At 52.3% G+C, this 15,219-nt stretch carries 14 protein-coding genes; 2 read left to right on the top strand and 12 right to left on the bottom strand.

What is annotated here, in order from left to right; genetic code table 11:
* Positions 1-82 precede the first annotated feature (82 nt).
* Complete coding sequence (gene sufC / locus RHI63_RS06575; protein ID WP_310800048.1) at positions 83-865, top strand: Fe-S cluster assembly ATPase SufC; 783 nt, start codon at positions 83-85, stop codon at positions 863-865.
* Positions 862-2,148 (top strand): Fe-S cluster assembly protein SufD, encoded by a 1,287-nt coding sequence (gene sufD, locus RHI63_RS06580; protein WP_310821370.1) that lies wholly within the window; start codon positions 862-864, stop codon positions 2,146-2,148. The genes sufC and sufD overlap by 4 nt, the downstream gene beginning before the upstream one ends.
* Here the strand turns inward: sufD and RHI63_RS06585 are convergent.
* The 12 genes from RHI63_RS06585 to RHI63_RS06640 form a co-directional block, all read right to left on the bottom strand.
* Positions 2,145-2,768 carry a Crp/Fnr family transcriptional regulator gene (locus RHI63_RS06585; protein WP_206199478.1) on the bottom strand — a complete coding sequence of 208 codons (624 nt, stop codon included), beginning with the start codon at positions 2,766-2,768 and terminating at the stop codon, positions 2,145-2,147. The genes sufD and RHI63_RS06585 overlap by 4 nt on opposite strands.
* 85 nt (positions 2,769-2,853) lie before the next feature.
* Positions 2,854-3,366, bottom strand: coding sequence for a flavodoxin FldA (fldA, locus tag RHI63_RS06590; protein WP_206199479.1), 513 nt, complete (start codon positions 3,364-3,366; stop codon positions 2,854-2,856).
* Between the two features lie 335 nt (positions 3,367-3,701).
* Positions 3,702-4,250, bottom strand: a complete 549-nt coding sequence (locus tag RHI63_RS06595; protein ID WP_206199480.1) for a PepSY domain-containing protein — start codon at positions 4,248-4,250, stop codon at positions 3,702-3,704.
* 51 nt (positions 4,251-4,301) lie between these two features.
* Positions 4,302-4,976: a Fe2+-dependent dioxygenase gene (locus RHI63_RS06600; protein ID WP_310742790.1), complete on the bottom strand. Its 675-nt coding sequence runs from the start codon at positions 4,974-4,976 to the stop codon at positions 4,302-4,304.
* Positions 4,977-5,104: 128 nt separating this feature from the next.
* Entirely contained in the window at positions 5,105-5,326 is a 222-nt protein-coding gene (locus tag RHI63_RS06605) for a hypothetical protein (protein ID WP_206199482.1), read from the bottom strand.
* Positions 5,327-5,464: 138 nt separating this feature from the next.
* On the bottom strand, positions 5,465-6,868 hold the full coding sequence (locus RHI63_RS06610) for a cell wall metabolism sensor histidine kinase WalK (protein WP_206199483.1): 1,404 nt from the start codon (positions 6,866-6,868) through the stop codon (positions 5,465-5,467).
* The gene (locus RHI63_RS06615) at positions 6,822-7,511 is read right to left on the bottom strand and encodes a response regulator transcription factor (protein WP_149818035.1); all 690 of its coding nucleotides are present in this window, start codon (positions 7,509-7,511) and stop codon (positions 6,822-6,824) included. The genes RHI63_RS06610 and RHI63_RS06615 overlap by 47 nt, the downstream gene beginning before the upstream one ends.
* A 50-nt stretch (positions 7,512-7,561) precedes the next feature.
* Positions 7,562-8,821 (bottom strand): bifunctional glutamate N-acetyltransferase/amino-acid acetyltransferase ArgJ, encoded by a 1,260-nt coding sequence (argJ, locus tag RHI63_RS06620; RefSeq protein WP_206199484.1) that lies wholly within the window; start codon positions 8,819-8,821, stop codon positions 7,562-7,564.
* 81 nt (positions 8,822-8,902) lie between these two features.
* Positions 8,903-9,490 (bottom strand): Uma2 family endonuclease, encoded by a 588-nt coding sequence (locus RHI63_RS06625; protein WP_206199485.1) that lies wholly within the window; start codon positions 9,488-9,490, stop codon positions 8,903-8,905.
* A 6-nt stretch (positions 9,491-9,496) separates the two neighbouring features.
* Entirely contained in the window at positions 9,497-12,532 is a 3,036-nt protein-coding gene (ppc, locus tag RHI63_RS06630) for a phosphoenolpyruvate carboxylase (protein ID WP_310800052.1), read from the bottom strand.
* A 102-nt stretch (positions 12,533-12,634) separates the two neighbouring features.
* Positions 12,635-14,134: a DUF3352 domain-containing protein gene (locus tag RHI63_RS06635; protein WP_310744379.1), complete on the bottom strand. Its 1,500-nt coding sequence runs from the start codon at positions 14,132-14,134 to the stop codon at positions 12,635-12,637.
* A 26-nt stretch (positions 14,135-14,160) separates the two neighbouring features.
* Complete coding sequence (locus RHI63_RS06640) at positions 14,161-15,165, bottom strand: phosphoribulokinase (protein ID WP_149818046.1); 1,005 nt, start codon at positions 15,163-15,165, stop codon at positions 14,161-14,163.
* Positions 15,166-15,219: the final 54 nt, after the last annotated feature.

A 15,219-nucleotide genomic window follows, 5' to 3' on the forward strand; every position in this document is an offset into this window, starting at 1 on the left:
TCCTCTGCCAAGAAACTCAATCGCGATCGCCAGCCTGCTGCGCTACATTAAAAAATTATGAACGATGCAAGGGAGGTAAGGCGTGATTCGTCCCGACAGCGAAGTCATTTTAGAGGTGCGTGATCTCACGGCCAGTGTGGAGGACACCCCCATTCTCAAAGGCCTGAATCTGACGATTCGCGCTGGGGAAATTCACGCCATCATGGGTCCCAATGGCTCCGGCAAAAGCACCTTCTCCAAAATTCTCGCGGGTCATCCCGACTACACCGTAACTGGTGGCGAAGTGCTCTACAAAGGCAAAAATCTCTTGGACTTGCCCCCAGAGGAACGTGCTCGCGAAGGCGTCTTTTTGGCGTTTCAATACCCCCTTGAAATTCCGGGGGTGAGCAATCTCGACTTTTTGCGGGTGGCCTACAACGCCAAGCGCAAGCATCAAGGTCTCGAGGAACTGGATGCCTTTGACTTTGATGATCTCGTGCGACAGAAAATTGAACTGGTGAAGTTGGATGAAGGCTTCCTCAATCGCGGGGTGAATGAGGGTTTCTCCGGCGGTGAGAAAAAGCGCAACGAAATTCTGCAAATGGCGCTCTTGGAGCCAACCCTTGCCATTCTTGATGAAACCGACTCTGGGCTTGATATTGATGCCCTGCGCATTGTTGCCAATGGCGTCAACCAACTCACTCGCCCCGATAACTGCATTCTCCTGATTACCCACTATCAACGGCTGCTGGACTACATCGTGCCTGACTATGTCCATGTGATGGAGGGGGGACGGATTATCCTCACTGGCTCGAAGGAATTGGCACTAGAACTGGAAGCGCGCGGTTATGACTGGGTTCGCGAAGAGGAGGGGGCTGTATCATGACCATTACAGTCAACGCCAATTCCGATCAAGCGGATCTGCCCAAGGCCAGTCGCACGAATGAACTCAATGATCTATTGAACTGCGCACCGCCCCCGCGCCATGCTGAGTTAGAATCCCTGCGGCAAGCGGCCCGCGATCGCCTCCATGAGCAAACCTTGCCCACCCCCCGCGATGAGGATTGGCGCTTTACGGATTTATCGGCTTTACGGACGCGATCCTTCCAAGCCCCCATTGCCCCCCTCAATCCAGAAATTGTTGCCGAAGTGCGGCATCTGCTGTGCGAGCGCAGCTTTCCAACCGTTGCGCAAATTGTTCTGATTGATGGCTATTTTTGCGGAGAACTCTCCCGTGTGAATGCCGCTGGGGTTGAGCTATTGCCCCCTTCCCTGCCAGCGATCGCGCCGCCAGAGGTCTTTAGCGATCTCAATGCCGCCATGCTTGCGGATCGGGTTTGTCTGCGTCTATCGGGGACTCTCCCTGAACCTGTGGAGGTGTTCTGTGTCAGTAGTCGGCAGCAGCAGAGTGTGGTGTCACCGCGTCTGACGGTTCAAGTTGCTGCCCAAGGTGAAGCTACCCTGATTGAACGCTTTTTGTCCCTCACGGGCGATCAACAGTTCACCAACAGTGTCACGGAACTCTCCCTAGGCGCCAGTGCCCGCCTGCGCCATGTGCGGATTCAACACCAATCACCAACGGCGATTCACATTGGCTGTACAGCGGTGTGCCAAGCCCAAGACAGTGACTACGAGGGGCACGCCGTTGATTTGGGGGGATGCTTGAGCTGCCACAATTGGCAGGTGCAGATCCAAGGCAGTGGCAGCCAGACAATCCTGAAGGGACTGGCGATCGCCATGGATAGCCAAATTATGGACACCCACTCGGCAGTGTTCTTTAATGCTCCCCATAGCGGCAGTGAACAGATTCACAAGTGCATTCTTGGCGATCGCGCCCACGGCATTTTTAATGGCCGTATTGTTGTGCCACAGGTTGCCCAACTAACCGATGCCAGTCAACTGAACCGCACCCTGCTGCTTTCGGACAAAGCGCGTATTGATACCAAGCCTCAATTGGAGATTGTTGCCGACAACGTCAAGTGCTCCCATGGTGCCACGGTGAGTCAACTGGCCAGCGAGGATCTGTTCTATCTGCGCAGTCGGGGTCTAGAGGTGAGCCAAGCGCAGGATTTGCTGGTCAAGGCCTTTGCCCTTGAACAACTGACGGATCTTCAACCCGAGCCCCTGCAGCAGGAAGTGGAAGCGGCGCTCTTGGCTAAGCTACACTAACCCCTGTTCTTTGGGCAGCATGAATCTTGGCCAAGAAGAATCAGGTGGCGATCGCGCCCCCAGCGGAGCTGCTGTTGCTGACGCAGTTGGTGGAGCAAGCGGGTTACGGTTACCCGAGTAATGCCTGTGTAGCGGGACAGTTGGGCATGGGTGAGCCGCACAGGGAGGCGAACACCCGCGGGGGTGCTGACGCCAATCATTTGCCCCAAAACCACTAAAACTTCATACAATCGCTGCACAGCAGTGGGATAATGACCGGCCTTCAGTAACAGATCACTGTAGTACTGCCGATACTGTTGCCCCTCGCAAATGAGGCGTGGCAAGTGGGCAGATGCGTGTACCTCAGCGGCCGTAAATGAGAGGAGGCGACTTGGGCTCAGCGCCTGTATTTCATAGCAAAGATCAGGGGAGCCACAAACGGCCATTCCCGCCGTCCCTAACCCAATAAAACAGAGGTTGCCGTCGCTGTCGACGAGGTTGATCTCAATAATCCCTGTTTGAATCAGCCAAACACGCTCCCGCAGCACGAGGGATGCGTTGCGGCCTAGTTCAGAAGCTGGGTAGGCTTTCGCCACAGTTGTGGCTGGATCAATAGGTGTATAGAGGGGGACGGACATCATTCCCATACCCAAAAACGGAATGATTACTATTATCAAAATTCAAAAGAGAGGCAACCCCGCATTCACTGAGTTGCCCCAAAACCGTCTAGAGACCAAACTCTTGCTTGAGTTGTGCGACCCACTGCTGAACGCGTTGATCCGTAAGATCGGACTGGTTGTCTTCATCAATGAGTAAACCCACAAACCGATCTCCCCGCAGCGCTTGGGAGGCATTGAATTCATACCCCGCCGTCGACCAGTATCCTACCGTCTCACCACCCCGTTCACTGATTTTTGCCTCAAGAATACCAATGGCATCGCCAAAGTTGTCAGCGTAGCCCACTTGATCTCCTGCGCCAAAGTAGGCCACTTGTTTGCCAGTGAAATCAATGCTGTCTAGCTCCTCGTAAAAGCCCTCCCAGTCGGCTTGAAGTTCGCCCACATTCCACGTTGGACAGCCGATAATCAGACGATCATAGGCCTCAAAGTCAGAGGGACTTGCTGATGCTATATCATGCAGTTCTACCACCGCAGCATTGGCAAAGGCGGACTGGATTTTCTCTGCAATCATCTGGGTGTTGCCAGTTTGGGTTCCATAAAATAAGCCAATTGTTGCCATCGATAACATCCCCGTAAGAATTGTTTGCCGGCGTTCTCCTTGGAGGTTCTGGGGCGATCGGCAGGATTGGGGAGCCTGTGAACACTGTCGTGCTCCCCTATTTATTATTGCAAATTTATTTCAACTGGAAACCTGTTTTAGAAGACTCGCTGTTGATCGTCCAAAAATTTCGAGCCTCTGTTCAGCACCGATTGTGCCCTCAATGGAGTCGTCGTAGTTGGCAATCAAAGCTCCCTTGTACTGAAGCAGCTATGGTCAAGAGGCCAACCAAGGCAGAAGGTTCTTAGGAATCTGAGTAAGCGATCCCCACCATCTAGGCGGTGCTGCTGGCGAGATCACCCGAAGCGCTTACCGCGCATTTTCCAGCCCGTTAAAAACATCAGGAGCAAGACGCCACTGAGCGCCAAGATGTAGAGAGGCTTGAAGGCAACACCCAAATAGGCTCCTTCATGGATCTGGAGCAAGACAGCCAGCTGCTGTTTTGGCAAATGCAGCCACTGTTGACTCAAGTGGTAAGCAACTCCTGTGATGGCACTCACCAAAAGCGGCAGCAAGACAACAATAGCTCCATACTGATGGATGAGTCTCAGGCTGCTGCTTGGCTGAGCCAGCCGGTGGTACTGCTTGAGTCGTCTGGGATTGATTAACCTAAAACCACTGACGGTCAGTACGACCACCCCTAAGCCCAAGCAGAGCACATAGAGCAAACTGAAGGACTCCCCCAAAAAGGCGCCCGTATGGATTGTCATCATCAATTTGCCAAAGTCTTTGGATAGTCCTAACCAACTGCGACCCAACCGATAGGCCAAGCCTGTCCACATCGTTAACCCCAAGGGCAGCCACAGCGCGATCGCGACTTGACGATGCAGTTGACGTATTTTCATTCTCGCCCGTCTCCATTCAACTCAGTAGATTCCTGAAAGGAATACCTTGGCTTAAACATCTGCCCATTTGCGCAGTAAATTGGCGTGCACCTTGCAAAGCAGGTCAAACTCAATGGTTTTCCCCTGTTTTTCAAAAATGCTGCGACGAACAGTATCCAGTTCAAACAGCAGTTCTCGTTCCAAGGGATCTCGAACTAAACTTTGCACCCATGTGACTGCTACAAGGCGAACACCCTGACTCAGTGGTTCCACTCGATGCAAAAAGATGGCTGGATACGCAATCATTGAGCCCGCAGACAACCTAAAGGACTGTTCGCCCAAACTGGTATCGAGAACCAAGGCTCCCCCTTCATAGGTACAAGGATCACTCAGAAAGAGGGTGAGGGACACATCAGAGCGACTCAACTGCTCACCGCTACCCATTAGGGCATTATCCATATGGGTGCCATAGACCATGCCGGGTTCGTAGCGGCTAAAAAGGATGGGACGGATGACCTTAGGTTGTACATAGGCTTGGAAGAGATGATTCCTTGTTAAGGCTGCAAGCACGATTTCTGAAGCCAGCGCATACGCTTCACTGTCTTGCGCCAATTGTTGATTGTCTTTAACCGTTCTTGCATAGAGCCCGGCAGTCAATTTGCCATCTACAAAGACCCCTGACTCAAGGATGGCATTTAGGCGATGCAGTTCTTCAGAGGTTAAGACTTGATGGACTTGCAGTAGCATTGGCTCGCTTTCCTAGGGGCTGACCCATAAAGACAACAACTTGGGGGGAGGAAAAACAAGGTTGACATCCTCCCCGGCCTGAAGGTTGTAGATTCCTCACCTCGGAATTCGGACTTCCTACTCTAACTTTACGAATGGGAATAGGACCACCAGCGTCGGCGTCGATAACGACCCTCTCCACCTTCCTCGCCTTCGCCCCATTCACCTCCTTCGGCCATCAGGTAAATGCTGGAGCCAATGGTTCGGTTTTTCGTAGCAGCGACAGCAGAAGCGCTGGCAGCCGGCGCTGGAAACTCATAGGAGACCCCTCCCTCTTCATTACCGGCACTGAGATTGCTGCAACTCGCCATTGTGCTTGCCAATCCTAGGGAGACAAATAGGCAGAGGGCTTTTGAACCGTAACTATTCATAGGTTGCTCCTTGTTCAATGGGCTTTTACTCTATGATTGTGCTCAAGAAAAGTAACAATCTAGGGAAGGTTGCTGTACTTAGGAGCGGGCGAGGAGCTTGACTGTAAAGGTGGTTCCCTGATGCCGCTGACTCTGGACGTCTACCGTGCCCCCATAGTGCTCAACCAGCGCCTTCACCACTGCTAAACCTAACCCTGAGCCTTGGGCATGGTACAACTGTGCCTCCTGAGAACGCCAAAAGCGATTAAACACTTGGCAGATGTCTTCGGGAGGAATACCGATGCCAGTATCCTGAACCTCAACAATCGCAAACGCCCCCCTTTTTTTGAGGTTAATGGTTACAGCCCCATGGCTAGGGGTATAGTGAAGCGCATTATCCAAAAGATTGCTAAAAATCTCATAAATTTGTTCAGGATTGCCATAGACATAGGCATTGGTATCACAGTGATAGGTCAGATGAATCTGTTTTTTCTTAGCGCGATCGTACTGTAGCTCAACGAGTGACTCCAATAGCTCATCCAAGTCAACATTGACCCATTGACTCTGATCAAGTTTATGATGATCCATACGCGCTAGGAGCAATAGCTGATTGATCAAGGTATTCATCTGGTAACAGGCGGATAAAATTACTTTGAATTTATTTGATTGGGATGGTTCAAGATTCTTGGAGTATTGCTCTAGCAAGGAAATCGAAGATTGAATTGCCGTTAGGGGATGTCGCAATTGATGGGAGGCATCTGCAGTGAATTGTTTTAATTGATTGAGTGAAATGAGAATCGGTTGAAGACTTTGATTAGTTAACCAAAATGCTGCCAAAAGGGTAATCATACTAATGCCGAGGATATTCAATAGAAAGATAGATTTTAAGTATTCTAGCTCCCGATCTAACTCAGCGGTTGATTCTATGACACAGACATAGCCAATGGCTTGGCGATGAGGCTCCATTTTGTTTGCTCTGGCATATACCGGCAGAAAGAAATAGCGATATTGATCTTCTTTGACAATTGTTCCAGCGTCAGAAAGATGATTCGGTATACTCACTTTGTCCATCCTTCTGCCTTCATAAACAATTAATTTCCTATCCTTGTCATACCATTGAACACTCTGAGAAAAATGACTGGGGAAGTTTGTCATGACTTCATAGACAGACTCAAAATAATACTTGCCCATTAATTGAGAAACTGTAATTGGTTGCAAGTCTCCTGAAACATTTTTAGGAACATACCCTTTATATTTTGGTTCTTTCTTTAACTCTTCATACTCGTGCTGCAGGATTTCCAAGATATTTGCAGACTGGGTGCCTACTTCTTTTAGATGATCGTCGAGTTGATTGTAGCGGTGATAAACAATCAGAGAGTAAATTGAGAATGAAGAGATAGATAAAATTCCAGTAATCACCAAAAAGTATATAAAAAATAGGCGATGCCGCAGATTGCTAACTCGGCGATTCAAAGTTGGGATTAAGCCGATAGCCAAAACCATAGACAGTTTCAATAAAATTAGGAGGAGCCCCGCCTGCGTTCAGTTTGTGCCGCAGTCTCTTTAAGTGTACTTTAACGGCTTCTTCCCCTGGCACTTCCTCCAATGACCACGCATGATCGATAATTGCTGAGCGGCTAAGGATGCGACTGCCGTTACGCAACAACACCTCCAAAATGGCATACTCTTTGGGGGTCAGCTGGAGCTCTTGGTTGTTATAGGTGACTTTGGCTTTGTCTAGATACAGGGTGAGGGCGCCCCACCTAAGAACAGAGGAAAATGGTAACGACTGACGCCTCAGTAGGGCACGTACCCTGGCCAACAGTTCAGCCAGATCAAAGGGCTTGACTAGGTAGTCATCGGCGCCGGCATCAAGACCCATGACTTTGTCAGTACTGGTATCTCGAGCCGTTAGGATCAAAATAGGCAGCTGGTAGGCTCTCTGGCGAAGGATTTGGCATAGTCTTAGGCCGTCCATGCGCGGTAAGCCCAGATCTAAAATCAGTAGGTCAAAGGCAGTGGCCTCTAAATACTCAAGAGCTGATTCGGCATCATGTACCACTTCAGGGGTGTAGCGCTGATGGGCTAGGGATTCGGCAATTAAGTTGGCGATGGTTTGATCGTCTTCAACAATTAAAATCTTCATTAAGGCCGGCGGCGTGGGGACACCCCTGTGTTCGTTGCCCAGCTGTAGGACTAGGTGGTGTACTCGGCATTAATTTTAACGTAATCATAGCTGAGGTCACAGCCCCAAGCGACACCTCGACCACTGCCATGACCAATACTGACTTCAATCACCACCGGCTGTTCGAGGGACTGCTGGCCACTGGGATCGCTACTAGCGGCGGCTTGATTGACTAAGTAGGCATTGGCAGCGGCGCGATCGAAGGGTAAGGGTTGACCTTGGCGCATCATGGCAATTCCCCCAAGGGAAATGGCCAGATTACTGGCATCAAAGGGCACCCCAGCGCGGCCAGCAGCGGCGGCAATGCGTCCCCAGTTGGGATCCCGTCCATAGATGGCTGATTTGACGAGCATTGAACCCGCAATGGTTCTGGCCACTTGACGGGCAGCGGCATCATCACTGGCACCACTCACCTGAACTTCAATGAGACAGGTCGCCCCCTCGCCATCACGGGCGATCGCCTTGGCTAAATGGACACAGACCGCCGTTAACATTTCCTCAAGGCGGCTGGCTGCTGCGCCCGGCGCCGTAATCGCAGGGGTGCGCGATTGTCCATTGGCCAAAGCAATCACACTGTCATTGGTGCTGGTATCGCCATCAACGGTAATTTGATTGAAGGAGCGATCGCAGGCACGTTGCAGCATCTCCTGCCACAGAGGGGGCGACACAGCAGCATCACAGGTAATAAAAGCCAGCATCGTCGCCAGATTCGGGTGAATCATCCCTGACCCCTTGGCCATGCCACCAATGCGAATGGGCTGCCCCTCCCACTCGGCTTCGAGGGCAATTTGCTTGGGCACCAAGTCTGTGGTCATAATTGCCCGCGCCGCGGCATCTCCACCTGCATCACTCAAGTTCGCTGTCAGTGTCGGTAGAGCTTGGCGCATTTTCTCAAGAGGAATGGGTTGACCAATGACCCCCGTCGAAGCCACGAGCACCATCTCTGGACTTACCCCCAAGGCCGTTGCCACCATATCTGCTTGGGCGAAAACCGCCTGCCAGCCCTGTTCTCCCGTAGCCGCATTGGCCTGACCGGAATTACACAAAATCGCCTGCGCTGTTCCCTTCGTTTGTAACCGTTGACGACAGTAGGTGACAGGTGCCGCACACATGTGGTTCGTCGTAAATACCCCAGCGGCGATCGCCGGCACATCGGAAACAATCAAGGCCAAATCCAGTGCCCCCGAAGCCTTCAGTCCTGCCGCAATGCCCGCAGCTCGATAGCCTTTGGCGGCAGTCACACCACCCGTAATCTGTTGCCAGTGGCTCATAGCGTCGTCAATAAGAGAATCGTTGCGATTATATCAAGGGTCTTTCCCAAAACAGCCACTATTAACGGTTTTTGCAGAAGTCTAGGGGAAAATACGACTCAAGGGGAGCCGTTGTTCAGTGATCGGCAGGGCGATCGCTCCCGTCGCGGGCACAATTCGCCGATTCAAATACCCAAAGGTTGTCGGTGTAATTTGCGCTGGTTCACTATAGGCTTCGAGAGTGCGATCCACCAAGTTAAAAAGCCAGTAGTGGGGAATCCCTGCCTCGGCATAGAGCATCAATTTCACAGTGCGATCGTACTCTAGGGAAGAGTCCGCCACCTCAATTAGCAATTGCACTGCCGCTGCTGTCGGATGCGCCGTGGCGTAATCATCCTCCCGATTGTCAACAAGGGTAATGTCTGGCTCAGGTTCACTGTGATCTGCAATTACAATCGGCGATTGACAGCGTAGGGTTGCCCGCTCACCCACCATTGGCATTAAGACCCGCAGGAGTCGGGTGATACAGGTTTCGTGGGCTGTCCCCTTAGCCGCCATCTTAATCAGTTCCCCCCGCACTAATTCGATGGGATCATCCTCGCCCAAAAAGCCGAGTTCAGCTAAACGGTGATAGTCCTCAATGCGGAAGTGCAGCGGGGATGGTGTTAATGTGCGAGTCGTCGGGTTCATGATTGTTTAGCCCGTATTGCGCATACCTGCCGCCACACCATTGATCGTCAAGAGAGCGCCCCGCAGCAACTCACCCCGGCCATAGCGGGAGCGGAGAATCGCCCCAGAGGTGGTTTGGCTGTTGTGCTGGCGTAGCCGTTTCAGGAGAGATACTTGCAGGAACCCCAAGGGAACAATGGTGCGATTGCGCAGTTGCACCGATCGCTGCAGGGCGGGATCGCCATCGAGTAGCCGCTGATGGCCAGTAATCGTGAGCACCAGTTCCGTGGTCAGGCGATGTTCCTGAGCAATCTGATCGTAGAGGCGGAAAAAGGCTTCACGGTTTTGGGGTTGGCTGAGTTCTTGGACATAGTAGCGGGCAATCTCTAGATCCACTTTGGCAAGGGTCATCTCAACTTTGGAGATCACCATGCGGAAAAAGGGCCATTTGTAGTAGAAGTAGCGCAACAGGGAGAGATGCTCAGCGGGTTTTTCCTCAAGGAATTCCTTCAGGGCAGTGCCCACACCATACCAAGCCGGCAGCAGGAAACGGGTTTGCGTCCAACTAAAGACCCAAGGAATTGCCCGCAAACTCTCAAGGGTTTTCTTACCTCCCCGCCGCGTGGGTCGGGAGCTAATTTGCAGTTGGCTAATTTCTTGAATCGGAGTAACTTCGTTAAAGAATTCAATGAATTCTGGCTGCTCATAGATGAGATGGCGATAGCATTGGCGCGATCGCGTGGCCAACTCCTCCATAATCTCGTGCCAAGGCTCAATTTCATCAATACTACTGCGCAGCAAACTCGCTTGGATCACCGCTGTCGCCACTGTTTCGAGGTTAAAGAGCGCCAATTCCGGCAACGAGTATTTAGAAGCCAGCACCTCGCCCTGCTCCGTAATCTTGATTCGTCCTTTGATCGTTTGCTCTGGCTGTGCCAAAATGGCTGCGTAGGCAGGCCCACCCCCCCGTCCCACAGAGCCACCCCGGCCGTGGAAAATCCGCAGTTGGAAGCCAAAGTTTTCAGCAATTTTTTGTAGCCGTTGCTGTGCTTTATAAATTTCCCAGTTGCTGCTGAGGAAGCCCGAATCTTTGTTGCTGTCGGAATACCCCAGCATCACTTCCTGTAAAAAGGGAGTGCTATGACTGCCTAGATAGCTGTGGCAAAAGGGGAGAGAAAATAATTCCGTCAACACCGCTGGGGCGTGCTTGAGATCCTCAACGGTTTCAAACAAGGGAATGGCCTGAAGGGTACTTGTCCCGGTGGCTGGGTCGAATAGCCCCGCCTCCTTGGCAAAGAGGAGCACCTCCAACAGATCGCTGACCTCGTGGCTCATGCTGATGATGTAGGTATTGCACAAATCCGTGCCAAACTCTTGCTGAAGTTGCCGCACCATGCGGAACGTTTCAATGATTTCATTGGTGCGATCGCTAAAGGGGAGTTCCCCCGGAATCAAGGGGCGACGGGTTGAGAGTTCACTGAGGAGCCAGCGAGTGCGTTCCGTTTCCGACAATTCCGTATAGGGACAGGGGAGAATGCCCAAATAGGCGGTAATTTCATTAAGCGCCTCAGCGTGACAGGTGCTTTCTTGGCGAATATCCAAGGCTGCCAAATTAAAGCCAAAAACCTCGACTTGGCAAATCAAATCATCCAGTTCGCGGCAGGCCAGTCCCGTTTCCTTGAGGTTGCGCTGAATTAGCAGCAGCTCCGCTAAAAAATCTTGACCATGGCGATAAAATTGACCACTGTTGAGATCTTCGGCCTCATGGCGGCGAATACAGTAGGTTTGCAGCGCTCGGTTGCGATCGCGGGTATTTTGCAGCCGTTTGAGCACATAGGTGAGTTTCAGACGGTAGGGTTCCTGCCGATAGCGCACGGCATACTGGTCATAAACGCTAGGGAGTTGCCGTTGATCCTGCTCAAGGGAATCCAGTAAATCCGGCAGCACATCACACCAGTGCAGGGACAAGCTCAGCAGATTAATCAACCGCTCAACGGACTTAATATATTCCTCAAGAACTAGGTTGCGCTGATAGCAGGCGGTTTGCCACGTTACTTCTGGTTTGACGTAGGGATTGCCATCGCGATCGCCCCCCACCCAAGAGCCAAAGCGACAGAAGCTGCAGCGGGGTGGCTGTAGCTGGGGAAAGGTTTCCTGTAGGGCTTGCCCAAGGCGGCGATAGAGCTTGGGAATAACAGCAAAAATCACCTCCTTAAAGTAGTGCAGGGTGTATTCCACCTCGTCGAGCACTTCGGGCTTAAATTGGTGCAGCTCATCGGTGCGCCACCAGAGGCGAATTTCCTCCATCAGTTGTGCCCGCAGGGTTTGGGCATCCCAATCCGTCAGGTGGGGAGAGGCTCCCTCTAGCACATCCAGTTGCTCGAGTAAGCGGGCAACCCGCCGCTGCTTATCACGAATCGTTTGCCGCACAATCTCTGTCGGGTGAGCGGTGAAGACCAGCTTAATGTCCAGTTGATCCAGCAGCTTTTGAATATGGCGCGGCGGTACATTCAGTGTATGCAGCCGCGGAAAAAGCCAAGCAAAGGAACCATACTGCTGAGTGGCGGGAATGGCTTCGTAGAGACTATGCTCTAGGCGTTCACTCGGTCCACTGCGCACATCCGTTGCATTGGCAGCATGATGGGGCAAGGGAAAGCCTTCACCACTGACACCGGAAATCGGTTCACTCATGACACTGCGGCGGCACAGTCCCTCTTGGGCAGCTCGTTCGCGATTGTATTGTTGCTCGTAGTGCTGCTCGACAATGTTGATAATTTGAAAGTAGAGGTTAAAAGCACGCGCTGCTCTGATCGCTTGATTAAGTTCGAGGGATTCAATGACCTTCAGCAGTTCCCCTTCTGGGGCATGGAGCGCATGGCCTTCTGGCGAAGAGAGAGCACCCAAGCGCCGCAATAGATCAACCAATTCTTGACCGGATTCTGCCGCCAAGACATCTACCAAGACCTCTTCCACCAGTCGCAAACGTGCCTGTAGGGTGCGGGCTGCTAAACTTTCACTTTCAATCAAGCGATCGCGAGTGGTCGCATCGAGGACTGATGTCATATTTACCCCAGTCTGCAAACATAATACTCCCTACTTTACCCAATCCTGAGCCAGGGCAGTACAACAATTGATAACAGGCGTATTAAGGATTTGTTAACAGTTCTAATCTTTTTTGCTGCTGAGAATCAGTTCTAGGTGTTGCAAGCGATCGCGCACGCCATAATTCACCAAAGTCATGCTTTGCAGACGTTCCAGCCAGCCGGCACTGATGCCATTGAGATACTGAAGTAGCGGCCAACGCTGGCTCAAGGGAGCAAATAGCTCTGGCCAACGGGCATAGACCAACCCACGAATCCCTTGCCGCTGTCGCAGGAGGTTCTCCGGCAGCCAAGACACCTTTTTATGCTGGCTAGGGAACAGTACCGATAGGGAGGAGGCCAAGATCAGGCGATCGCCCCGTTGCTCATAGGCCGCGGCCACATCAGAGACCAAGCCTTCACTGGTCTGCGGGTCAAGAATTAATTTCACCCAAGCAGTGACGGGTTCTTTATTCAAGACCAAGCGATTCACCTCATAGCCATTGGCGCGGGCAAGATCATCCAATTGTTGCAGCACAGTTGCCGCCTCTGGGGTATTGCGCGTCTGCCACCACCATTGCCACTGTTCATCGCCTTGGTGCCAAAGGGCAAGGCTAAAGCGATCGCTGGCCAAGGGAAAAATTTGCCTCGTCACGTCCAAGGGTATCTCTCCTGTCAAATCCCGCAGCAGTTGGCTGGCAATCTCATCCCCTTGGGGCGTTCTGCCAAAGCGGTAGTCTGCCAAAGCCTTGGTGAGTTGGCTATAGCCCTCTGGCAAGTGGGAACCCGCAACCACCACCGTCGGCAGTGGTTCTTGGGCACGGCGGAACTCAAGGTCAAGGGGATCAGCAGCTAGTGTCGGATCACTGGTGCGGTGCAGCAGCGTTTCCAGATGCAGCTCGTTGTTTTGCGCCTTCACGGCCAACAGCAGGCGATCGTAGGTGGGTGCCAGTTCACGATCCTCACGACTTAGGGATTGCAGGTTGGCATAGTAGAGGGCCGTAGGTTGAGCGTCTAATTGAGATCGCGCCGCTTGATAAAAGCTCAAACCCGCCAGATTGCCATCCCCAGTCACCGCTGACCCCAAGCTAGCGATCATGGTCTCCACATCGGCAGCAAGGAGCAGGCGATCGCCCAGTCGTGCCGTCACCAAGTCCTTACCCACTTGGAGGGGGATATTTTGATAGACTTGCGCCTCAAAAGGATGGCTTTGCCAGTAGGTCTCTAAGAAAGCCGTTGCTGCATCTGGCCGCTTCAGGGGCAGAATCCACAACTGCCGCGGGGATGGACACACTTCAGGACAGGGGAACTGGGCAACCGTCACCCCCTCTCCCACCCAAGTACTGACCTCAGACCACGACCAGCCCCAATCAGCCAGTTGGGATACCCCAAAACGCTCCCACAAAAAACGCAACGGATCGCTACTGGGACGTTGATTGAGCCTGAGGACACTCTGGGCTTGGCGGGGGACAAAGATCAGGTCATCGCTATCGGCAGCGAAGGCTGGCTGGCCACAGGTGAGAACCAACCAGCAGAGGATAAAGACCAAAAACGATGACCATAGCGATCGATGGTGCGGTTGCATCAGTGCCCTCAATGTGGCAGGCCAAATTAGCGGTTGGTGACAGTGGCCACATCCCGCGAGGTCAAGCGCTCATAGGTCGCCCGCATTTTCAGCCCCGTCAGCACTTGGAACAGACCCGAACCATTATCGGAACCCGGATAGTCACGGTGCTTCAGCAGCAGTTCCGTCATTTCACCATAGTGCTTGGTGGAGGTGTTGCTCAGGTGGCTTTCGATGTAGATCAGTTCATCGAGTTTTTCAAAGCGACCGTCCACTTCTAACACCGAAACGGGGTGACCATAGTATTCATCAGGCCCGTAGCTGAGGCGGATGCCCGGATAAGAGCAGGTGAGCTTACGACCGCAGGGAATCCAAGTAATCGTGGAGCCTTCATCAAAAAGATAGACTGGCTCAAAGCCGGGGATGCCTTCCCGTTGCAGCATCCGTACCCGCAGGATATTGCCGACTTTTTCCTCTTTGACCAACTGGGTCGGCAGAATTTGCAAGACCACGTCAGCGTACTGCTTTTGGGGATCGATATAGGCCATGAAGTCGGGTCGACGGGCATTGATGGAGGCAATCACGTCTTCGTAGCTGTGACCCCGCTCGGCCATGTCGCGCTTGATCTTCCAAGCAATTTTTACATCGTCGCTGATGTCGAGATAGACACTAAAGTCAATCAGCGATCGCACCCGTTCATCGTAAAGGGGATGCAGCCCTTCAATCACAATCACGTGGTTAGGATCAACCCTCTCTGGCGGGTCAATCGTCCCCGTTTCGTGGTTGTAGATGGGTTTCATGATTGATTCGCCATTTTTGAGAGCCTTGATCTGCTCATACATCAGATCAAAGTTGTTGGCACGGGGATCAAGAGCCGTAATCCCCGTTTCTTTCCGCTGCTTGCGATCCAGACTGTGATAGTCATCCAAGCAAATCACAGTCATAAACTCTTCGCCAAACAGATCGGCCAGTCGGCGCAAAAACGTTGATTTACCACAGCCGGAGTCTCCAGCAACGCCGATGAGAACCACACGGTCTGGCTTACTGCTCATAGCTGACGATTCCCTTTGCTCGTAGAAGTGGACATCCCCTGATGGGGTGGTTCA

It is taken from the genome of Thermosynechococcus sp. GLH187 (assembly GCF_031583395.1).
GTDB lineage: Bacteria > Cyanobacteriota > Cyanobacteriia > Thermosynechococcales > Thermosynechococcaceae > Thermosynechococcus.